This window comes from Pedosphaera parvula Ellin514, from assembly GCF_000172555.1.
Lineage (GTDB): Bacteria > Verrucomicrobiota > Verrucomicrobiia > Limisphaerales > Pedosphaeraceae > Pedosphaera.
In genome coordinates, this window is sequence record NZ_ABOX02000042.1 from 14675 (window position 1) to 36498 (window position 21824).

Annotated in this window: 16 protein-coding genes; 8 read left to right on the forward strand and 8 right to left on the reverse strand. The window is 51.1% G+C overall.

The window, feature by feature from the left end; all coding sequences use genetic code 11:
• Positions 1–9 precede the first annotated feature (9 nt).
• The 6 genes from CFLAV_RS23975 (at position 10) to CFLAV_RS24000 (ending at position 5905) form a co-directional block, all read left to right on the forward strand.
• Positions 10–393 carry a hypothetical protein gene (locus CFLAV_RS23975; RefSeq protein ID WP_007417452.1) on the forward strand — a complete coding sequence of 128 codons (384 nt, stop codon included), beginning with the start codon at positions 10–12 and terminating at the stop codon, positions 391–393.
• A 126-nt stretch (positions 394–519) separates the two neighbouring features.
• Positions 520–1221 (forward strand): phytanoyl-CoA dioxygenase family protein, encoded by a 702-nt coding sequence (locus CFLAV_RS23980; RefSeq protein ID WP_007417453.1) that lies wholly within the window; start codon positions 520–522, stop codon positions 1219–1221.
• Positions 1222–1292: 71 nt separating this feature from the next.
• Positions 1293–2282, forward strand: coding sequence for a hypothetical protein (locus CFLAV_RS23985; RefSeq protein ID WP_040549954.1), 990 nt, complete (start codon positions 1293–1295; stop codon positions 2280–2282).
• Positions 2283–2334: 52 nt separating this feature from the next.
• Complete coding sequence (locus tag CFLAV_RS23990) at positions 2335–2970, forward strand: MotA/TolQ/ExbB proton channel family protein (protein WP_007417455.1); 636 nt, start codon at positions 2335–2337, stop codon at positions 2968–2970.
• 2 nt (positions 2971–2972) lie between these two features.
• Positions 2973–3401: an ExbD/TolR family protein gene (locus tag CFLAV_RS23995; RefSeq protein ID WP_007417456.1), complete on the forward strand. Its 429-nt coding sequence runs from the start codon at positions 2973–2975 to the stop codon at positions 3399–3401.
• 119 nt (positions 3402–3520) lie between these two features.
• Positions 3521–5905 carry a glycosyltransferase family protein gene (locus CFLAV_RS24000; protein WP_007417457.1) on the forward strand — a complete coding sequence of 795 codons (2385 nt, stop codon included), beginning with the start codon at positions 3521–3523 and terminating at the stop codon, positions 5903–5905.
• Positions 5906–5980: 75 nt separating this feature from the next.
• On the opposite strand, the gene CFLAV_RS24005 is transcribed toward CFLAV_RS24000, so the two are convergent.
• The 5 genes from CFLAV_RS24005 to CFLAV_RS24030 all read right to left on the reverse strand — a co-directional run bounded on the left by CFLAV_RS24005 (position 5981) and on the right by CFLAV_RS24030 (position 15283).
• Positions 5981–8269: a YfhO family protein gene (locus tag CFLAV_RS24005; RefSeq protein ID WP_007417458.1), complete on the reverse strand. Its 2289-nt coding sequence runs from the start codon at positions 8267–8269 to the stop codon at positions 5981–5983.
• Positions 8270–8300: 31 nt separating this feature from the next.
• Positions 8301–10634: a hypothetical protein gene (locus CFLAV_RS24010; protein WP_007417459.1), complete on the reverse strand. Its 2334-nt coding sequence runs from the start codon at positions 10632–10634 to the stop codon at positions 8301–8303.
• Positions 10635–11351: 717 nt separating this feature from the next.
• A complete protein-coding gene (locus CFLAV_RS24020; RefSeq protein ID WP_007417460.1) occupies positions 11352–12581 on the reverse strand; it encodes an outer membrane protein assembly factor BamB family protein in 1230 nt (409 codons plus the stop codon).
• A gap of 12 nt (positions 12582–12593) precedes the next feature.
• Positions 12594–13991: an alkaline phosphatase family protein gene (locus CFLAV_RS24025; RefSeq protein WP_040549961.1), complete on the reverse strand. Its 1398-nt coding sequence runs from the start codon at positions 13989–13991 to the stop codon at positions 12594–12596.
• Positions 13992–14092: 101 nt separating this feature from the next.
• Entirely contained in the window at positions 14093–15283 is a 1191-nt protein-coding gene (locus tag CFLAV_RS24030; protein WP_007417462.1) for a 3-dehydroquinate synthase, read from the reverse strand.
• 228 nt (positions 15284–15511) lie between these two features.
• Between CFLAV_RS24030 and CFLAV_RS24035 the strand changes: the two genes are divergently transcribed.
• Positions 15512–16516, forward strand: a complete 1005-nt coding sequence (locus CFLAV_RS24035) for an aspartate-semialdehyde dehydrogenase (RefSeq protein ID WP_007417463.1) — start codon at positions 15512–15514, stop codon at positions 16514–16516.
• Positions 16517–16636: 120 nt separating this feature from the next.
• On the forward strand, positions 16637–18367 hold the full coding sequence (locus tag CFLAV_RS24040) for a tetratricopeptide repeat protein (RefSeq protein WP_007417464.1): 1731 nt from the start codon (positions 16637–16639) through the stop codon (positions 18365–18367).
• A gap of 28 nt (positions 18368–18395) precedes the next feature.
• Here CFLAV_RS24040 and CFLAV_RS24045 read toward each other — a convergent pair whose 3' ends face one another.
• The 3 genes from CFLAV_RS24045 to CFLAV_RS24055 are packed head-to-tail and all read right to left on the reverse strand — an operon-like array spanning position 18396 to position 21815.
• Positions 18396–19133, reverse strand: a complete 738-nt coding sequence (locus tag CFLAV_RS24045) for a class I SAM-dependent methyltransferase (RefSeq protein ID WP_007417465.1) — start codon at positions 19131–19133, stop codon at positions 18396–18398.
• Positions 19130–20524 (reverse strand): glycosyltransferase, encoded by a 1395-nt coding sequence (locus CFLAV_RS24050; protein ID WP_007417466.1) that lies wholly within the window; start codon positions 20522–20524, stop codon positions 19130–19132. Before CFLAV_RS24050 ends, CFLAV_RS24045 begins: the two co-directional genes overlap by 4 nt.
• 52 nt (positions 20525–20576) lie before the next feature.
• On the reverse strand, positions 20577–21815 hold the full coding sequence (locus tag CFLAV_RS24055; protein WP_007417467.1) for a DEAD/DEAH box helicase: 1239 nt from the start codon (positions 21813–21815) through the stop codon (positions 20577–20579).
• Positions 21816–21824: the final 9 nt, after the last annotated feature.

Here is a 21824-nt window from a genome sequence, read left to right on the forward strand (position 1 = left end):
AGAAAAAGTATGAAAAGATTGTGGATGTCGTTCCTCGCCCTGGCCATCATTGCCTGCGCGATCACCCGTCTCACCGCTGACGAGAAGCAACCGAACGAAGCGAAGTCAAACAAGAGAATTGAAGAACTCGCTTCACAGGTTAAGTCGCTGGAATCCAAGCTCAACACCCTGGAGCAGAAATTATCGTGGTTGGAGCAGCGTCCAACCGCACCGATTCTGCCGCCTGCACAAATCCCGCCCGGGGTGAATGTTAGTTCGAGCGCATCACCCAAGATCTGGGGTCAAGGTGAATGCAATGGATGGAACTACTACATTATCCCGTTAAAAACAGGAAATAAGGCGCCAAGTCCGACTGTGCAAATCATAAGTTCCCAGCCCTCCGCCATGCCTTAAGCATGGGCTTGAGATTGAAGGAAACAAAATTTCATAAAGAATTCGGCAAGGCCGTCGTGCCGTTTTATAGTTTCGCGCGAAGAATTTCCATTTTATAGAACATCTTTTTGGATATGGTGATGTTTAATGAACTGGATTGAGAATCTGGAGCAGAATGGTTACGCCATCCTGGAGGACATTGTGTCTCCAGAAACAGTGGCAACTCTGGTTCACGCGATTGAGTCCCTCAAGAACCCTGCCAAAAGCAAAGGGCTCTATGCGATGAGGAATTTGATGGAAGAGGTTTCCGCAGTTCGCCAACTCGCCGATTCGCCTCCCATTCGGAACCTGGTCGAACCTATTCTGGGCAAAAGCGCATTTCCTGTTCGTAGTCTACTCTTCGATAAAACGCCCGATGCCAATTGGAAAGTCGCCTGGCACCAGGATTTATCCATTGCTGTAAACACCAGGGTGGATTTGGAAGGTTTCGGCCCCTGGTCCACGAAGGCTGGCGTGCTCCACGTGCAACCGCCGACTTCCATACTTGAGCAAATGGTGACTGTCCGATTGCACCTCGATGATTGCGGCCTTGAAAACGGACCGTTGCAGGTTCTGCCCGGCTCTCACACTCAAGGCAAGCTGGATGCAAAACAAATTACAAATCAGCGAAAGCATACTCCGGCAGTTCCCTGCACGGTCAAAAGCGGTGGAGTTGTTTTAATGCGTCCATTAATCCTGCATGCCTCCTCAACTGCAACCAAACCCGGCCATCGCCGGGTAATTCATTTGGAATTTGCGTCCGCTCCACTCCCGCACGGCCTGGCATGGGCATTCCAGGAGCATTCGTAAACAGTTGCCCACAATCTCAACCTACGGCATCCTTGCAGGATATGGCCACCAGCAGGCTAAATGAAAAATGGATGCGCTCGACCGAAGATCTTTTGGTCTGGGCCTTCATCATTTCATTGACTGCTCACCTGGTTTTTGTGGGCATATATTACACTGGCCAAAGGCTCGGGTGGTGGGAACACCTCCGTTCCCTGTCCTGGTTAAAAAAAGCCCAACAAGCACTCTCTGCCGCGCAACCGAACGTCCAACTGCATCCTGCAGAACAACTCCCCCAACAGGAAATCCAGCTTCAGTTCATCGACGTGGACCCCTCACAGGTCACCCAGGAAAAACCGAAGGATGCGACCTATTATTCCGCCGCGAATGCGTTGGCAGCCAATAAGGACACTGATATCCAGTCCAACAAGCCGAAAATTGAAGGCCAGCAAAAAGACGTTCCAAAGACCCAAACGTCTGAAGATCGCAAACCCTTTCCCTTGCAACCTGCCGCTCAGAAAGGGCCTGAACAAAAAGAGGAAACCCAGGAACCGAAACCGAAGGGCGGCCCCAAAGTGGGTGATCTGGCCATGGCCAAACCTGCCGAAAAGCCGGGCGATGGCAAGGTGGAAAACTCCAACGGCCAGTCTGATGGAACCACTCACAAACGTCCCCGAACTTTGGCCGACGCTGGCAAGGTGGCGCCACTTCCCGGCATGGCCATGAAACAGGAGGGAGGGGTGAAACGGAAAATGGTCGATCCCTCTTTCGATGTCAAAGGGACCCCATTTGGAGAATATGACGCCGCCTTCGTTCGCGCAGTCAGTCTCCGCTGGTACACGCTCATGGATGAACAAACCGTAACGATGGAGTCGGCAGGCAAGGTTACTTTGGAATTTCGCTTGTATTATGACGGTCGCATCTCTGAAATAAAAGTGCTTCGGAACACTGCGGGGACTTTGATGGGATACCTTTGTCAAAGAGCCATCACCGACTCAGCCCCTTATGAGCGCTGGCCCAGTGACATGAGAAAAGTAATCGGGGCCGATTACCGGGAAATAACGTTTACTTTCAATATTTATTGATTACCACTTAGGTGAATAAAGGACTGTCAAAACAGTCCAGAATATACGCAACATGGCAATATTTTTTGGCATAGTAATGGCGCTGACCTCAATCGTTGGCCTGGCTTTCATCATTGAACGGGGATTGGCTCTGCGCTGGAGCAAGAACATTCCGGGCGCTGTCGAAGATGCTGCTGATGCCTGTCGCACGCCAGCCGACCGGCCAGTACTGCGCCGCATCTGTGAGCAAAACGAAAAATCATCCCCGCTCGCCCGTTTGCTTTTGACGGCAGATGAACATATGGAACTGCCCAAGGAGGAAACCGAGAGCGCCCTGCAAACTCGCGCGCGTCAGGAAATCGTGAAACTGGAACGCGGCCTGGTAGTGTTGGAAATCGTTGTCGGCATCGCCCCGCTCCTTGGTTTGGTTGGAACCATTCACGGCATGATGACACTCTTCGGCGGTCTCAGCCAGTCCAGCCTGGCGGACAATACAGCGCTGGCACAGGGTATTTCTTTGATTTTGAATTTCACCATGATGGGATTGCTGATTGCGATTCCCTCCCTGATCGCCTGGAGTTACTACAGTAAAAAAGTGGAAATGCTGGCCGTCGAAATGGAAACGGTTTGTGAAGAATTTATCCGGCGACAATACCGGGCGGCAGTGCCGGTCTCAACCGTTGAAAAGACTGTAAGCACAAAGAAATAACCATGCGGTTTTTCATCCGTAAAAAGCGCCAACCGCCAGCCATCATCATCGTCGCCCTTATCGACGTGCTGATTGTGGTGCTCATCTTCCTGATGGTCACGACTACCTTCAAGAAGCCTCAGAACGCCTTGAAGCTGGCTCTGCCCGAATCCTCCCAGGCCCTCAAGAGTGGCGCGAGCGAGAATCCTCCTTTGGTCATCATTATCGAACCCACCGGCAACCTGCGCTTCGGTCCTGACGCCACGCCCATGACTCTGGACCGGTTAAAAAGTGAGTTGCAAGCTGCGGTCAGCAGAAATTCCCAGACAAAAGTGGCTTTGAATGCCGACAAAGGCGCGCCTTGGGGTCAGGTGGTGAAAGTCATGGATGCCGTGAAGGAATCAAAGGTTCAATCGCTCAGCGCTTTCACCAGGCAATCAGGGAAACCTTGAGGGTGCAGGTTGGTCTTCGAATTATTTTCGAGACTTGTCACGGGGAGCTCAATTGAACAATCTACTTCGAAAATTGATGCTGACCAAAACCTGCATTGAGGCACAGCGCGGCTCCAACTTTGGAAGAAGTATCCTTTTGGCCACTTCCCGCCCTGCTGTTACCTCAAACAACCTGTCAGCTCATAGGAAGCACCGTTCTGAGTGACTCAACATTAGAAACTAAACCGATTCCCGGCACCGCTGCTACTTCGGCAATCGACGGAAGATTACTTGAGCTTTGGTTCACGCCCGTACGGTTTGGCCTTTTACTCGCGGTTCTCATCCTGGCGTCTTTTCCCGAGGTCATTTTTGGAAACCAATCTTTCATCGCGAGGGATTTTGGTTTATTTAGCTACCCGGTCGCCTATTATCATAAGGAAAGTTTTTGGCGACATGAACTGCCCTTGTGGAACCCCCTGCACAACTGTGGCATTCCATTCCTCGCACAGTTTAACACCATCACGCTCTATCCGCTCTCCCTTATTTACCTGATGTTACCTTTGGACTGGTCATTGGGGATCTTTTGCCTGGTACATATCTGGATCGCCGGAATGGGAATGTATTTTCTGGCGCATCGATGGACCGGCAACCGGTTCGCCGCCTCGATCGCTGGATTGGCATTTGCCTTCAATGGCCTTTCGCTAAACTTCATAATGTGGCCCAGCCACCTGGCCACTTACAGCTGGATGCCTTGGGTCATATGGAGCGTGGAAAAAGCCTGGCAGCGGGGTGGCCGTGCTGTGTTATGGGCGGCTCTCCTTGGCAGCCTTCAGATGCTGAGTGGCGGACCGGAAACCATCTTGATGACCTGGCTGGTGGTGCTGCCAATTTTTGTCCGATATTTTGTTTTGGAAAAATCATCGCGCTGGACGGGAATTATCCGCTTTTTTGGCGTGATTATTTTGGTCACCGGACTTTCAGCCGCACAACTTTTTCCCTTTTTGGATCTCATCGCGCATTCTCAGCGAAATTCGGATTATGCGCAGATGAACTGGTCCACACCGGGCACAGGCTGGGCCAATTTTTTTGTTCCCCTGTTCGGCTGTTTTCTTACCCGCAAGGGAATTTATTTCCAGGACAACCAGTATTGGACCTCCTCTTACTATGTCGGGATCGCAGTAGTTGCACTGGCAATGTGGGCTATCTGGCGCGTTAGGAAACCACGAGTATGGTTCCTGGCAGTTATTGCCTTGCTGGGCATCCTGCTGGCCATGGGTGAAAACGGACTTTTCTTCAGAGCATTAAAAATCGTTTTTCATCCCATCGGTTTCATGGCGCACCCGGTTAAGTTCATTTTGCTGGCTGTCTTTGCCCTTCCGCTCCTGGCGGCATTTGCGATTGCGGAATTACCATGGGTAAACGAATCCAGGACCAACCAGCCATCACGATCCCTCCTCGTTGTGGGAAGCGTGGTTGCGTTGGTAATATTAGGTCTGATGGCATTTGCGCATTTACGGCCTGCCGACCACGAAGAATGGCAGGTAACCTGCCGCAACGGTGTGATCCGGCTCGCTTTTCTGGCTTTGACTTTGAGTGGACTAGCTGCTTTGAGACGTTTTCAAGCAGTCAAATGGAAGGCAATCCTGGCGTTCGGCCTGCCTGTTCTCCTCTGGGGCGATGTAAATCTACACGCACCGCCCCAAAATCCGACTACGTCTCGCGATGTTTTACAGCCGGGACTTTTTCAAACAAATCTCTCTCCCAAAAACGGCCAGTCCCGTGCACTTATTTCTGGAACCGCCGCGAAACAGATGCTCGAAGGCACGTCCGGAGACGTGGGGAAGGATTTCCTCTTTCTCAGAAAAGGATTGTTCCTAAACAGCAACCTTCTGGATGAAACCCCGACCCTCAACGGCTTCTACTCGCTCTATCTCGAGTCTGACCTTGGGGTTAGAGCCCTGTTGGGAGCCCATTCGGCCCCTTTCCTGGACTTCGTGGGGGTTTCAATTGAAACCGCGCCGGACGATATTTTCAAATTCGTTTCGAGGAACTCATTTCTTTCCATGATAACGGGTGGTCAAAAACCCATATTTACCGATCGCACCAACATGCTGCCCGCGCTGGCTGATTCGAACTTCGACCCGCGCGCGATCGTTTATTTACCGATGGAGGTAAAAGATGAGATCACAGTTTCCAACCGCAGTGAGGTCCGAATTCTGTCGCAAACTCTGGCGGCCCAAAAAATTGAGTTGGAGGTGGCAGCAACAGTTCCTTCTCTGATGGTGGCAGCACAGTCGTTTTATCATCCATGGCACGCCTGGATAAATGATCAGGAGGTGAAAATTTATCCGGCAAATTATCATTTTCAGGCATGGCAAATACCACCGGGTCAAAGCCATGTGCGCCTGGAATATAAAGATCGGGCCTTTGAAGTTGGAGCCCTCCTTTCCATCCTCTCTCTGGGCGTTGGCGCAGGACTTTTTTGGTCCACACGCAAAGTTTCAGAAAAGTCCGAAGCGTTATAATGATCCAGCAACCCAAATTCAAAAGCCTCTTCAACAGCAGAAGGAACTGCTCTTTTTAAGGAATATATTGGAGTTCTACCCCGCTTGAGGACGTGCCATGAACCAGGCGGCAACACAGCTTAGCAAGGCCAATAAGGAGATAACAGCACCCGTCTGGAAGGCGCGATCCTTATAAACAATCTCGACGTGGTGATGCCCAGACGGAACTTCCAGCGCCTGGAAAGCATAATTTGCCCTCCATAGTTTTATTGGTTGACCATCAACAAAGGCCTGCCACGGATGATAAAAGGCTTGCGCCACTACCACCATCGCAGGTGATTTGGCATCCACTTCGATCGCCAGATGCTGGGCCGAAACTTTGGGCGTTCCCAGTGTAACCTCGGCCGGATTGTCGGCCTGAATCTGCCCCTTCGCTGCTGTGGGGAGATATACCACCTGCGCAGGTGCGAATTTCTCGTCAAACACCGCGTTCATCGCGTTGCTCCCGTCTGCAAAGAGTGGCTTTTGGCCCGCGGTGATCATTGGCAGAAACGAATTACGATTAGTCCAATCCATGCCATTCGTGGAACTATAAAGTGATATTCCCAGAAAATCCTGAATTTTTGGCAGGCTGTTGCTCGTAAGATACACTCGATCCACAACCTCCTTGTACTCCTTAATATCCAGGGAATAGAAGCCATCAAACTTGGAAGCATGATCGAGCAAATTATAGTTGCCAAAGAAGCCAAGCCTTCTTCCGCTAACGTCAATCTGGGCATTGGTAACCTCATGAAACTGCAGATTATTCATGGCCTCCAAACTCAACATCGCGCGGGACGCTCCGGGCCTCAGTTGATCGCCCAGCTTCATGTAATCCCTAATTGCGTCCGGAGCGTACACCGCACGCGAAACGGTGGGATTCAAATTGGGTGAGTGGGTGAAAACGTCCATCCAAAGCAGGATTAACAAAATCACTTGCAAGATTCGTTGCATTTTCACGGTCTTCTGCCTTTGGAGCATCAGGAACCAGCCAAGAATCAGAACGAGAAAAAATCCGCGACCAAATCCGCTCTTGATGGTCAGGTTAATGTCTTCAGAATTCCCTTTGCTTCGTCCTGCCGACCAAATTGTAATGATGATCAGGCCAAGCAGCACGGCTCCCACAATTCTTATCTCTTTCCAAGCCTTGGTCCGGTCTTCCTCTTGAAGGTTCTGAATCCAGTTCACTCCGGAAGCCGCGATCAAGGGAACGGCAAAAGTTACCATCACCACAAATTTGATGGGAAAACGCATAAACCCGATTTGTGGGAAGATGTGCTTAACTGCGGGATAGAACACAGCATTATCGCCCATGGCCATGCAGAGGCTGAAGGCTGCCAATACGATGAGCATTTTAATAAAGTTTCCCCGCACATGCCAAATGCCAATCAACGCCAACAAGACCGTGCCTATTCCCAAATAGTATGAACTGGTCCAGTACTGGCCGGTTTGACCAACTCCGCCTTGCGGCCGGAAAAGCGGAACGAGATAATTCACCCATCCGCTAAGAGGCATTGCCCATTGAGCATCCGCGAAACCCTTATCCCGTTGGGAATGGGAAAGCAGATCCAAAAAAGGCAGCAACTGCGCTGCTGCGAGACTGCTTACCAGAATTAGAACTCCAACAGCACGCAACACCATTCTGCCTCGCGGCACTTGGCCCGAAACTATTTGCACCAGCCATAAAACCCCAAGTAACACCCAGGTCTGGGCGATTACTTCCGGCGCACCGGACAACATCTGCATTGCGCCCGCAAGCGCCGCCAGCACCATGCCGCGACCTCCCACCCGCCAGGAGCGCTCAACCAACCAAACCACCCAGGGCATCCAGCCTAAAGCGGCAATGTTGTTGGGCCACATGAGCGAATGCCACGTCAGCCCATTAAAGGCAAAGACCGCGCCTGCGACAGCTGCGGCAAAGCGGTTTCCTGTCCAACGATAGGCGAGAAAATACATTCCCATGCCCGCAAGAAAAAGATGGCCAAGGCAGAAAACTCCCAAAGACCACGACAGCGGAAACAGCAGATAGAAAATGGAAAGCGGGTATAATGTGAGTGTGTTCCATTGGGCTGTGAACGGCATGCCGGAATTACTGAACGGATTCCAAAGTGGCATTTCGAAGCGCCAGAACGCTTCCTTGTGATAAAAGGCGAGTGGGTAACCAAAGCCTGAGAAATCCCGATAATAAAAAGTCTCGAATCCGCCCACTACCTGCGGAAAACAGGACACGATCAAAATGCCAAGAATGGCGGCAAACCGGCTGGGAGTCAGCCAGGAGTCCAACCCGGGACCGGTGGGGCTACCGGTGGCGGTCTTATCGTTAATAGCAGGTTGCGAATCTATCATATTCAGGCCAGAACACGATGCTAATCAAGCATCAGCAAGCTGGCGAAGCAATTGATGTCGGCCTCTTGCCAAACCAGAGCCAAGCAATTCCACTGCCAAAAAGCGTCAGTACTGAGATCAAGGCCCCAACCTGAAAGCTTCGATCCTTATACTCCAATCTTACCGAATGATTTCCGGCCGGCACTTCCAGGACTTGAAAAGCAAAATTGCCTTTCCACAACGTAACCGGCTGGTCGTCTACATAGGCGTGCCAGGGATGATAGAAAGATTGCGCCACACTTACCAAAGCCGGGGTTTTGGCATCCACCTCAAACTGGAGCCTGGTTGCTGAGAGCTGGTGCGTAGTCAGCTTTACTGTTGATGCATTCGTTGCCGAGATTTGTGATTTTGCAATCGTTGGCAGAAAAACAACTGCGCGCGGGTTGAACTCCGGCTGAAACATGCTCCTCAAGATATTGGTGCCATCAGCAAAGATGGGTTGCTGTCCCGCGGTAATCAATGGCAGAGCCGATTTGCGCGGCAGCCATTCCGCGAATTTCTCGGAGTTTGTGGCATTGGAGTTAATGTAGCCAATGCCAAGATAGTCCTTCAGCCCTTCCAGGTTCCAACCTTGCGCATCCGCGGTCAGGAGCAGCCCTGCCACTTGGTCGGAATCCCGCAAGAGGAGTGAGTAGAAACCATCCGTCTTCGGAATTTCATCGAGCAGGTTGCAGTTGTCATAGAGTGCCAGCCTGCGACAGAGATAATCCACCTTGGGATTGTTGAGGCTCGTGTACCGGACTTTCTCAATGGTTGCCAATCTGGGCATCACGCGTGGCTCACCCACTTGTGACTTGGGATTTAACATCAGTTCCTTCCTCATTATATCGGGTTCATAAACCTGGGGTGGAACAGTTGGAGTGAGATTGGGAGCATGGGTGTAAATATCGACCCAGAGCAGGACCAGCAGCGAGGTGCCGAGAATCAATTGCTTTTTAAGCAGCGTCGCACGTTGGAAAAGAATCGTGACTCCTAAAATAAGGATCAACAGGATACTCCGCATTCCTGCATTCATGAAGGTCAACGTCAGATTATCCTTTATCATCGGTTGAGATTGGGCAGACCAAATAATCCAGCCCACCAAACCTAGGAGGACGAAACCGACGGTCATGATCGAAAAGCGCGAGCCCTTCGAATTGGACAAGTCAGTTTGTATCCAAGTCATCGAGTACGCACAGAGTAATGGAAGGGCAAATACCGCCAGCACCACAAATTTTATGGGATAGCGCATGAAGCCAAGTTGTGGCAGGACTGTCTTTAGAGGTGTATAAATGGGACCTTGCGTGCCCAAGGAAATTAAAATACTGAAAATCGTGACTGCACTTAGCAACCAAACATGCTTATCTCGCACCTTCCACGCGGCCAGGAGAGCGAGAGCGACAACCCCAATTCCCACATAATGAGAAGCGGTCCAATACTGTTCGTATTGGACAAACACACCATGCCCCGCAGCAAAACAATGAAAGAGCGGCACGAGAAAGTTGGCGGGTCCTGATAGAGGCATTGCCCAGCCTGCATCGCTGTAGTTGGTATCGCGTTGTGAGTGAGACAGCAGATCCATGAAAGGCAACAGTTGCGCCGCAGACAAACCTCCCACGAGACAGCCAAGCCCAAGCGATCGAACAATCATTTTTGAGCGATTACTATTGCCCTCGGCAAATTCCAAAAGCCAGAGCAGCCCGATAAACAACCATGTTTGCAAAATCAGTTCAGGCGCTCCGCCGAGCATTTGCATCGCCCCAGCCAATCCGGCTAAAATGGTCTGCCGTCCACCCTCACGCCAGGCGCGTTGCACGCTGAACACTACCCACGGCATCCAGGCATAAACAGCCAGGTTGCTTACCCACATCAACAAGTGCCAGCTTAGACCGTTATAGGCAAAGGCCACGCCAGCAACCGCCGCCGCAAAGCGATTTCCTGTCCAACGGTAAGCCAGGAAGTACATGCCCATACCTGCTAAAAAAAGGTGCCCGACACAAAATACGCCCAACGACCAGGAAAGTGGCAGGAGCAGATAAAACAGCGATGGAGGATACAAGGCAGAGGTATTCCACTGGGCCAGGAATGGAATTCCACAGTTGTTCAATGGATTCCAAAGGGGCACCTCTCCGTTCCAAAAACTTTGACGATGGAAGAAAGCCGTGGGATAGGTAAAAACGCCGAAGTCCCGATAAAAAAACGTGGCTTGTCCGGTGATGATTTCAGGAAAAGTGGCGAATAAGAGAATACCCAAAAGTGCGGCAAACCGGCCCGGAGTAAACCAAGCGCCTAAATCATGCGTCGCGGAACTGGATTCAGTGGAGACCTTCGTCTCACTTAAAATCATGCTAACCCAATTTGCCAGACCGAACCATAAACCCAAGAAAAAAGTCAGGACGAACGCATCCAAATGGGTTTCCCCTCAAAATGTTTGCCGCAAGTTCATTTCTCTCGACACGAAGCCGAACAGTTTTTAAAATACCCTTATTGCTGGTTTTCAATAAGGGTATTTTGTTTTTCGTCACTGCTGTCCAAAATAGGCAATCTGGAACGTTGACGGCTATGCTTTTGTTCGAGATATAACCTGAAATGAGTTGCTGCTTTAGAAAACAGGTTAGAGCGTGTTCTTGACTTTTCAGCAGAGGCTTCTGGATGAGAAACTTACGCAATTCGGAATCTGCGCGAGTGCGAAATTAAAATCAAAGCAAGCCTTACAACGGTAGCAAGATGCAAAAGAACATTTAAAAGTTAAGTACACCCTCTAGCCCCTCTGTGGCTCAGAAGCAGGTCAATCAGTATCCCTTTAAATACGCATTAAAATTGGCTTTGCCCCGATAAATTCCAAATTCAATTTTGAACAGTAGTGGTTTTGCGTCACTCCAGTTCAATTCATTATTTGGTCCAGGGCGGTTTCTATTGCTGACGCATTGGCCCTGGCAGGATTTCGGAGTTGCGGCAATTCGCAAAACCAAGTGTTTTTACGCCGGATTGCGGAGGCATTAAGATGCGTCCGTCCTGAGAAAAAAGAGCCGGTCGATTGGGTGCAGGGGCGAAAGCAGAAAGGCTACTTTCCACCGAAACAGAAAAGGTGTTTGTCGCCTCGAATGAAAATCTGTCCATTGCTGATTGCCGGGGAGGCAAAGCAGGTTTCACCCAGTTCATTCTGCGCTTCCAGATGAAACTCCGCTCCCGGTTTTACCACTCGAGTAACCCCATCGTCGGACAGGAAATAAACCAGGCCGTTGGCTGAAACCAGGGAGGCATGGTGATCGCCGAATCGCTCCTGCCACAGAATTTTGCCTGAACTGGAGTCGAAACAGTTTCCCATTCCCTGATCAGAGACAATCAGGAAATAATCCCCGGAAATGATGGGCGATGGAACGTACGCTGCCCCCTTCATCGAATGCCAGGCCACATGCGTTTTGGTGACATTCCCCTGTCCATCAGGTTTGATGGCAAGAATATGATGTTCCGGAAAACCGCCGGTGATGTAAATGAGCCCGGTCTTTTCACTGTAAACCGGCGAGGCAACAAATTGTTCGGTTGGACCATCGATGATCCAGTGTAATTTGCCATTATTCGGATCATAACTGGCAACGCATTTACTCCCGGTAAGCACCATTTGCGTGCGACCACCCAACTCCCGGATCACCGGGGCACAATAACTGCGGGTATGATTCGGGCGCGGGGTTTTCCAGAGCGTCTGCCCTGTTTCTCGATCCAGCGCGACGATGTAACCATCGCCATCGTGATCTCCATTTAGAATGACCTTATCCTTGAATAGAACCGGCGAACTGCAAAAACCATGCATGCTGGCGAAGGAACCGGGATGCACCACCCATTTTTGCTCTCCTTTAAAATCATAGGCAGCGACCAGCATCTCCTTTTTATCCAAAAAGGCGACGTAAACCATTTCTCCATCGGTTACGGGCGTGCTGGAGGCAAAGGTATTGAGCCGATGTTTTCCCTCCAATGGAGCGGTGAGAACGGTTTTCTGCCAGAGCGTTTCTCCATTCTTACGATCCAGGCAGAGCAGCACGCGATCCTGTGTATCTGAAAGAGCTGTAACAATAAATACGCGGTCTTCCCAGAGGATCGGCGAGGCATGTCCGCTGCCCGGCAGTTCGATCTTCCACAAAACATTGCTCGTGGTGCTCCAATGCACGGGAACATTCTTCTCCAAGCTGGTGCCATCGCCGCGCGGCCCACGCCAGCCGGGCCAGTTTTCAGCCTTTGCACAACTGAGCAAGGCGCCAATAACAGACGCTGTGAAGAATACCCTTAAAGCCATCATGATAATGGTGCATCAATGTAGCACATGACGCTTGATTTGATGGTAAACGTCAGTCGGGTTCATTTGTCCATTGGCCAACAACTCTGGTTGGGAAGTAATGAAGATCGGATAGTCAGCTGGATTTGACGGTCTGCACCCGTGCGAGCCTTTCACCAGGGTGGCATCGAGTGGAATCACGTCCATCAACATCCGAAAGCCAAGCTTCTTCTTTAATAACTTGAGCGCAATCTTCAGTTTCACGGCCGGAATTTTCGGATCGAGAAAGAGTTCAACCGGGTCGTAGCCCGGCTTGCGATGAATGTCCACACAGCGCGCAAAGTCGGGGGCCTTGTTGTCGTCAAACCAGTAGTAATAGGTGAACCAGGCGTTCTCGTGTGAAACGGCTATGAGATCGCCGGAGCGCGGATGATTGATCCTTCGAGCCTCCTGTTGCTTGCGGTCGAGCACGTCGGCCACACCCGGTACTTTTTCGATCACGGCGCGGACCTTGTTTTCGATGGAGGGGTCGTTGAGGTAAATATGCACGGCCTGGTGATCGGCTACGGCGAACGCTCTGCTGGCACCTGCATCCAGCAACTCGAGGCCAAGCTCCTCCTTAACGGCGAGCCAATTGTTTTCGCGTAAAATCCGGTTGATATGAATGGGCGTATCGACCGGGGTTATTCCGTATTCTGAAAGCAATATCACGCGAACTGAACGTTGCTCGAAGAATTGGATTAAATCGCCCACAATGGAATCGATCCGCCGCAGGTCCTCGGTAATCCCCGGATGTTTTGGTCCCAACCGTTGCAAATTGTAATCCAGGTGCGGCAAATAAACGAGGCTCAGCGTGGGAGAATATTTGGTCTCGATCCATTTGGCGGATTCAGCAATCCAGCGTGAGCAGGCATCCGGTGCGCCTTGTGGAGTTTGCACTCCTGCTCCCGGTCCCCAAAATGTAGGGAATGGAAATTCACCGAGATCCTTCTTGATGTCAGGCCTGATGGAAAATGGCCAGGAATAGATGTCGAACACCTTCCGTCCATCGGCCGGATACATGGGCCGTGGTGTGATGGAGTAATCGGCGGTGGAATACATATTGTACCACCAGAAAAGTTTCGCGCAGGTGAAGCCAGGCTCCAATTCCCGCAGCTCCTCCCAAATTTTACGCCCGTGAACCAAATGGTTGGACTGTTTCCAAAACTGCACCTCGGCCTGCTCGTGATTGTACCAACCGTTGGCAACGATTCCGTGTTGCGAAGGAGGCAGTCCAGTCAGGTAGGTGGATTGCGAGGTGCAGGTTACAGCGGGAAATGGAGGAACAATGTTCGCCCTGGCACCTTTGGAAACAAACCGGTTGATGTGTGGAGTAGTAGGACCGAGAAGTGATTCGGTGAGTCCAACCACGTTAATGACCGCTGTGCGCTTCATGAGTTCCATTTATCCACGGACGGGCACAAATAAGCACGGAGGAAATAAACAAGCAAGCCGGCCAACGAAGAAAATTCCAACTTCCAATCGAAATTAAAAACTCAGCCAAAGGCCGGAACAATCTTTGCGCGACGGTTATGCCGATCCTGAAGCTCGAATATCGATTCGACGATTTTAGGCAATACCATGTCATGCACTTCAAAGCCGGAGCCCAACCCGTTTAACAAGGTGATCGTGAGTTCACCACCCAAATGTTCACGGAATTCCTCGAGCCCTTTCAGCACCAAAAGTGAATGATCGGAATCCACGTGCAGCAACTCGTTCGCGTATAACTCATATCCCAGTGTCTCGAGGAGTTTCAAAATTCTCTCGGTCGAGGCTGAATCGATAAAACCCATTTTGCGGGAATAGACGACATCCAGCGCAATACCGACGGCCACCGCCTCGCCATGCCGTATTTTATATTCTGAAAGTTGCTCCAGCTTGTGCGCTGCCCAATGTCCGAAGTCGAGCGGGCGGGCTGATCCGAACTCAAACGGGTCGCCCGAACTGGCAATATGATTCAAATGCAGCTCGGCGCAACGACGAATCAAGTGATGCATCGCCATCGGCTGAAATTGAGCCAGCAGACCGGCATCACGCTCGATTTCTTCAAAAAACCCTTTGTCCCGGATCAACGCAACTTTGATTGCTTCCACATAGCCCGCGCGTTTATCGCGGTCCGTAAGCGACAACAGCATGTCGAAATCATTGACCACCGCATAGGGCGGAGTGAAAGTGCCAATAAAATTCTTTTTACCGAAGGCGTTGATTCCATTTTTAACCCCCACACCGGAATCAGCCTGGCTCAAGGTCGTGGTCGGAATACGGATATGCCGAACTCCGCGATGCGCGGTCGAGGCAGCCAATCCCACCATGTCCAATAAAGCCCCTCCCCCAATTGCGATCAGATAAGAATGACGGTCGATGTGATAGCGATCGATGTGAGAGTGAATTTCGGAAACATGGAAATAGGAGTTCTTGGTTCGCTCGCCGCCTTCAATGATCATTGGCGGACAGACCAGCTTTAAGCGTTTGGATGCCGTGGAAAAGTAAGATTCAATCTCCTGAACCAATTCCGGCCGGGACTGAGACAGCGCCTCATCAATTACGACCAGCACACCATGCACCCGCTCATTTTTGTCGCGAGTTAAAACTTCCTGAAGGAGCGGGTTGGCCGGAGCAAAGACCTTCTGCGTGAAAAACACGCGCAGATCAAACCCGACCTGAATTGTCCGATGAATCATCGACATTACCTTATTCTGTGGGATTGGACGCTTCGATTCGAGATTTATTTAATCAAAAAGTGGTGGTGGCCCATCCCAACATCCTTTCGCCGGCGAACTCGGGTTGAATACCGATGATCAACACTTTGGATTTTTATAGGCTGTTCTTAAGGAATTCGTTTTAAAAATACGTAACGGTGGACGATATTTTAGGGATGACTTTCAGGTGGTTTATTGGTATATTCGCCCGCTTTTATGAATCGTAATCCGCATGTAGCAATAGTCGGTGCGACGGGTGCCGTCGGCATCGAAATGATTAAGACACTGGAAAAACGTAATTTTCCCGTGGGCAAGTTGACTTTGCTGGCTTCCGCCCGTTCGGTTGGCAAAAAGCTTAAACTCAAGGAGCAGGAGATTACGGTTCAAGAGCTGACTAAAGATTCTTTCAAGGGGATTGATATCGCTCTGTTCAGTGCAGGTGGCAGCATCTCGAAGGAATTCGCCCCGGCTGCAGTCAAAGCTGGCTGTGTCGTTGTCGATAACTCCAGCTATTTCCGCATGGATGACACCGTTCCCCTGGTTGTTCCGGAAATCAATGGAGCTGATGTTAAAAAGCACAAAGGCATCATCGCCAATCCGAACTGCACGACCGCCATCACTTTGATGGCATTGTATCCACTGCATCAGGCATTTAATGTAAAACGTATTTTTGCATCCAGTTACCAGGCCGTTTCCGGCACTGGCGCCAAGGCGATTGAAGAATTGGAGCGGCAGGTTGGGCAGATCGTCGCCGGCAAAACGGTCACGAAAGAAGTTTACCCACATCAGATTGCTTTCAACGTACTGCCCCATGTGGATTCCTTCCTACCGACAGGTTATACCAAGGAAGAGATGAAGATGGAAAATGAAGGTCGCAAGATCATGCATCATGCCTCCTTCCGCGCCAGTGTCACCTGCGTACGCGTGCCGGTTTATCGCGCTCATTCCATTGCTGTCAGTGCCGAATTTGAGAAGCCTGTCTCTGTGGAGAGTGCCCGACTGGTTCTGTCCAAGGCTCCCGGCCTGGACCTTGTGGATGCTCCCGAAAAAGCTGAATACCCGCTGCCGCTCTACGTGGCTGAGAAGTATAACTGCCAGGTCGGTCGACTCCGCATGGATTGCGCGCTCGACAACGGTCTTTGCTTCTGGGTGGCCGGCGATCAACTGCTCAAGGGCGCTGCGCTCAATGCGGTGCAGATTGCTGAAGAGCTGATCAAATAAAGTCGATAGTCCCTGCCGTCTCAACAACGGTGCGAAATCAAGTTGCCTTTGGTTTAGCCATTGGTAATTGTATAGCGCTACATGTCTTCGACTCCGCCAGGCTACGCAAATGAACGGCGAATGCGAACTCGTCTTTTCCTGATCTTGTTCCTGTTGGTTTGCGCGGTGTTTTATCCCGTACTGAGTGCCGAATTCCTGCCCTGGGACGATGATGCCAATATCTACCTCAATCCACATCTCACCGGCCTGGGCTTGGATCAGCTGAAGTGGATTTCTACGGACACTACTTACGTCTGGCGCTATCAACCACTCTGTTGGTTTACCTGGTCGGCAATAAAGGCGTGCTTTGGCCTTAAACCCTTTTACTTCCACCTGATAGTTTTGCTTTTTCATGCCGCCAATACTGGCCTGGTTTTTTTGCTGATCCATAAGCTGCTTTTGCTGGCCAGAAATGTTGCCAGGGAAACGGCGCCGCCTCAATTTGCGATCTGTGCTGCACTTGGCGCCGCCTTCTGGGGAGTCCATCCGTTGCGAGTTGAAAGTACCGCCTGGGCGGTAGAGTTAGCTTATGTACAGCCGCTTTTTTTCTTTCTCCTTTCCATATTTTCTTATCTGCGGGCAGCCGAGGTGAAGAACCCGAAACTGTACGTGGGTTTAAGCATGCTTCTCTTTATCATTTCCTTGATGAGTTTCCCTCTCGCTCTGGGCGGTTTTGTCGTTTTTTGGGGGCTCAACTTTTTTCCTTTGCGACGGTTGGAATTAGATCCTGCCCGTTGGTTGTCCAGGGAGGCATTCAAAGTCTGGGCGGAGCAATTCGTGTTCCTGGCGATTGCGGTCTTTTTTGGTTGGTTAAACCTCCGTATTCGATCCCATCCTGCCAGCACCATGTGGAGCAATCCCGCAAGTCTGGCGGAATTTGGGTTTGCCTCCAGGGTAATGCAAGGATTCTTCATCTGGGCTTATTACATTTGGAAACCTTTTCTGCCTTTTAATCTTACTCCGGTCCCGATTCAACTGCTTGAATTCAAGCCCCTCGACCTGCCATTCCTATTGAGTGCGATCCTGGTGGTGGGGTTAAGTTTGATTTTGTTTTTGCGACGCCGCCTCTGGCCCGGGATTTTCGTAATATGGATCTGTTATTTAGCGCTCCTGGTTCCAGTGTTGGGCATTTCTGAGCATCCTCACTACCCTTCTGACCGTTACAGTCTGGTCGTGAGCATTGGCTGGTCTATTTTGCTCTCAGCTTTGTTGGCCAAACTCTGGGCACATCTTCGTTTACGCCAGCTTTTACTTGGTGCATCGACAGTTACCCTTCTGCTCTTTGCCTCCATGAGCTATCAGCAAACCTTTATGTGGCAGACAAGCGTCGGATTTTTCCAGGCAATTCTACGCCCGTGGAAGGACGAACCGAAACTTGCCAGTGCGCGGCTTAACCTGCAGATGCGTCTGGCCCAGGCACATGTGGATCATGGCCAGTTCACCAACGCAGTTGAAGTACTAAGAGAGGCTATCCAAATTAAACCCGCCTTTGCAGAGGGGCATCATCAACTCGGCAACGCCCTTAAGGAAACCGGCGATCTGGATGGAGCCAGCGCCTCCTATGCCGAAGCCATGCGCCTCGCCCCCGATCTTATGCCCTCGCTGAATGACCTGGGTGTGGCATACGCTCAATTGGGAAAGCTGGACCAGGCGATGGCCCAGTTTTCAAAAGTCATGCAACGTGAGCCGGAAAATGCGTCTGCCATAAAGAATATGGCCATCGCTTTGCAAATGAAGGGAAGGACTAATGAAGCTGAAGTGTACCTGATCCGCTTAAAGACACTCCCAAGCCATCCTTCCGGGTTGCAATAGATATTGACTGGGAAATTGTCGGTGCACCCTATCTCGGGGACAATCCAACAAGACATCTGCCGCCGAAAAGCCTCGGCCAATGCGAAAGAGCACCATCCAAAAGCTCAGTGAACTCGAAGCAACTGGCAGGATAAAGTGCGGGCTTGCTGTAGCCACCCGAAAGCAGGTAGCCAAAACTACTAAACGCCTGGGCGTGGAAGACGTTCCATTGCTCCGGCCAGCTTGGAGTTTCCTTGCGGAAGAACAGCCTGGTGGCATTCCCTTGCGCCGCATAATAATCGCGCGGCGGTGGAAATGAATGATCGAAGTTTATCCTTTCGTTCAACGCCACCGGTTCATGATGCAACAAACCATACACAGGATGGCTGCTCCAACTGATGAATGGCTCGAATAAAATCAGCCGGCCATTGGGCTTCAACACACGCTTCGCCTTTGCCAAGAATGCGTTCGGCGCTTCGAGATGATGAAAGACATCGAACAACACCAGGTGTGAGAGACTTTCGTTTTTGAAGGGCAGGTCATAGCCATCGCACACGATGTCGAGCCAGGGATTTGCGAACAGGTCCGTGCTGATGGCTTCGGGTAAATGCTGTTTTAAATTGCCGATGCCTGAACCGATTTCAATTATTCGTCCGGGCATTTGCCGATCGATTAACGCAATGATTTGTTGGTAGAACCCGGCGTAAATTTGCTGCAACAATGGTTTGGCTTTCCAGGCGCGCAGGTTTTTCTGAATCTCAAGCTGATGTTGCTCCAGCGGAATCATTTTAAAAACTTCATGCGGCGGGCGGCAAACATTACCATCCGGAGCAGCAACCAACCGTGGCTCCAGCGATGAATGTTCGTCTCACCATAGGTGCGTGCACGATAGCGAATCGGCAGGTCGACCATGCGCAGATTTAGTTTCGCGGCGCCAAAAATCAAATCAAAATCCCCGAAAGGATCAAAGTCACCAAAGTAGGAACGGTTCTTCGCAATCAGCTCATAATCCGAACGGAATAGAACCTTGGTCCCACAGAGGGTGTCCTTGATATTTTGGCCCAGGAGCCAGCTGAAAGTAAGACCGAAGGCTTTATTTGCCAGCATATTCAGGAACTGCATCGCTTCGTCCTCCATGGGATACACCAGGCGCACTCCATTCACAAATTCTGCCGTCCCTGATCGCGCCGCCTCGTAAAACTTTGGCAATTCCTCGGGTGGCATCGTCAAATCAGCATCCAAAATAAATAGAATATCACCAGTCGCGGCAGCGAATGCTTCGCGCACTGCCCCGCCCTTGCCTTTGGTCTGCTGTTTAAGAACCTTGATTTCCCGCTGTGGATATTTGACGGCAACGCGCTGAATTTCCTCCCAGGTGTTGTCCTTGGAATGGCCTTCGATGAAAATAATCTCAGTCCCCAATCCCATCTCAGGAGTTCTTTGCACTGCCGCCTCAATATTTCCTGCCTCATTTCGAGCGGGAATTACGACAGAACATTTGTATTGCGGTCGGGAATCGGGTTGTGATTTCAGACGCGCAACAACAACGACGGTGACACAAAAATGTGGAAGAAACGGAGCAATCCAGCGATTTATCAGCGGCGCAACCAACGGCGTTCCCGCCGGCCAAAGCAACCGGGTCTCGGTCCTGATGCCCTCCCAACCTGCCAGATGCAGTAGGTTGGTCATGTCATCCAGTGAAAGCCAGTTCTGCAACAGGGTTGGAGCCTTGGCTCCCATTTTTTCCGCACCACCCAGAATTGGTCGCCAGAGATTGTTGAAGAAGTTGAGCACCAGTCGCGTGCCTGAATGCGAAACTTTTTTTAAATGCTCCAGCACACCTTGCACGTCAGGCAAATCATTCACCAGATCGGAGAGAATGATGTAATCAAACTTTTCAGTGCTCGAAAATTCCGCCGCATCGGCAACCTTGAATTCCAGGTCCGGATGGCGTTCCCGGGCAAGCTTTACCATCCCTTCACTAAAGTCTATTCCCACACCTTTGGACGGCTTGACTGCTGCGAGCAAATCACCAACCCCGCAACCCACCTCCAAAACCCGCAGACCTGGAGGAACTAAAAATCCATAATGGTTGCGAAGCGATTGTTGATAATAGCGATTCGTTTCCCGCAAACGACAGGGCGCCCGCTGCTCATAGAACGCTCGACGGTCAATCATTCGCTATGCTGGTAATGGAAAAACCGGATTCTGGCGAGCGCAAATGCCATGCTTAACGACGCCGACGCTTGGCTGGCCCGAAATAATATCCGCCACTCAAGCGCACTCCTTTAACCTTGCGCTCGTAACCCTGCGGTTGACCTGGTTTCCCTTCCTCGAACAGTGCGGTGTACTTATAGTTGAAATTCTCGAGCTTGATCCGTTCCACCTTCTTGCCGATAAAGCGCTCGATGGATTGCACGTGTTGCGAATCCTCCGCCACCATCAGCGTAAACGCATCACCAGTGGCTGCAGCACGCCCGGTACGGCCAATGCGGTGAATGTAATCCTCGGGATGTTGCGGAACGTCGTAATTAATCACGTGACTCACGTCGGCGATATCCAAACCGCGTGCGGCAATATCCGTCGCCACCAACACCTCAAACCGCCCGTTGCGAAAACCCTTCAACGCATCTTCGCGCTCGCGTTGCGTGCGATTCGAATGCAGCACCGCCACCGCGTGATTATTTCGTTTTAACAAAATCGCAATTCGATCAGCCCGATGTTTGGTGCGGCAAAAAACAATCACCGAATCGTAATTCACCCGTTCCAACAATTCCCTGAGCAAATCGCTCTTTTGATCCTCCGCCACCGGATAGATCACATGCTTCACCGTTTCGGCGGGTGAACGTCGCGCACCGATCTCAATCGTCTGCGGATTCTTCATCGCCCATTTGATGAGTGTTTCAATTTGCGGTGGGACAGTCGCGGAAAAAAGCGAGGTGTGCCGATCACGCGGGCATTTGTCGACGATGCGGCGAACATCCGGAAGAAAACCCATGTCCAGCATGCGGTCCGCTTCGTCCAAAACCAAATATTTGATCTGGTCGAATTTGCATGTCCCGCGCTCCAAATGATCCAGCAAACGTCCAGGCGTGGCGATGATGATATCCACCCCGGCTTTCAAAGCATCCATCTGGCGGCCATAGCCAACCCCGCCGTATAACACTGCGGCACGGAGATTGGTGAACCGCGCAAAATCGCGAATGGCCGTCTCCACCTGGGCAGCCAACTCACGGGTCGGTTCCAGAATCAAAAGCCTCGGGCGGGGCTGATGGCTTTCGAGTTTTGAGAGAATCGGCAAGGCGAACGCGGCTGTTTTGCCGGTGCCGGTTTGGGCACTGCCAATGACATCCTGTCCGGAAAGGATCAGCGGAATTGCACGAAGCTGAATTGGTGTAGGCTCAACATACCCCATGGCCTTAACCCCATCGACCATCGTCTGCGAAAGACCCAAATTACTAAAAGCCATACGTCAAAT

Bases quoted from the DNA above. Each gene is read 5' to 3' on its own strand.
- CFLAV_RS23975 (WP_007417452.1), top strand. From the start codon at position 10: ATGAAAAGATTGTGGATGTCGTTCCTCGCCCTGGCCATCATTGCCTGC.
- CFLAV_RS23980 (WP_007417453.1), top strand. From the start codon at position 520: ATGAACTGGATTGAGAATCTGGAGCAGAATGGTTACGCCATCCTGGAG.
- CFLAV_RS23985 (WP_040549954.1), top strand. From the start codon at position 1,293: ATGCGCTCGACCGAAGATCTTTTGGTCTGGGCCTTCATCATTTCATTG.
- CFLAV_RS23990 (WP_007417455.1), top strand. From the start codon at position 2,335: ATGGCAATATTTTTTGGCATAGTAATGGCGCTGACCTCAATCGTTGGC.
- CFLAV_RS23995 (WP_007417456.1), top strand. From the start codon at position 2,973: ATGCGGTTTTTCATCCGTAAAAAGCGCCAACCGCCAGCCATCATCATC.
- CFLAV_RS24005 (WP_007417458.1), bottom strand. From the start codon at position 8,269: ATGATAGATTCGCAACCTGCTATTAACGATAAGACCGCCACCGGTAGC.
- CFLAV_RS24010 (WP_007417459.1), bottom strand. From the start codon at position 10,634: ATGATTTTAAGTGAGACGAAGGTCTCCACTGAATCCAGTTCCGCGACG.
- CFLAV_RS24020 (WP_007417460.1), bottom strand. From the start codon at position 12,581: ATGATGGCTTTAAGGGTATTCTTCACAGCGTCTGTTATTGGCGCCTTG.
- CFLAV_RS24025 (WP_040549961.1), bottom strand. From the start codon at position 13,991: ATGAAGCGCACAGCGGTCATTAACGTGGTTGGACTCACCGAATCACTT.
- CFLAV_RS24030 (WP_007417462.1), bottom strand. From the start codon at position 15,283: ATGTCGATGATTCATCGGACAATTCAGGTCGGGTTTGATCTGCGCGTG.
- CFLAV_RS24035 (WP_007417463.1), top strand. From the start codon at position 15,512: ATGAATCGTAATCCGCATGTAGCAATAGTCGGTGCGACGGGTGCCGTC.
- CFLAV_RS24040 (WP_007417464.1), top strand. From the start codon at position 16,637: ATGCGAACTCGTCTTTTCCTGATCTTGTTCCTGTTGGTTTGCGCGGTG.
- CFLAV_RS24045 (WP_007417465.1), bottom strand. From the start codon at position 19,133: ATGATTCCGCTGGAGCAACATCAGCTTGAGATTCAGAAAAACCTGCGC.
- CFLAV_RS24050 (WP_007417466.1), bottom strand. From the start codon at position 20,524: ATGATTGACCGTCGAGCGTTCTATGAGCAGCGGGCGCCCTGTCGTTTG.
- CFLAV_RS24055 (WP_007417467.1), bottom strand. From the start codon at position 21,815: ATGGCTTTTAGTAATTTGGGTCTTTCGCAGACGATGGTCGATGGGGTT.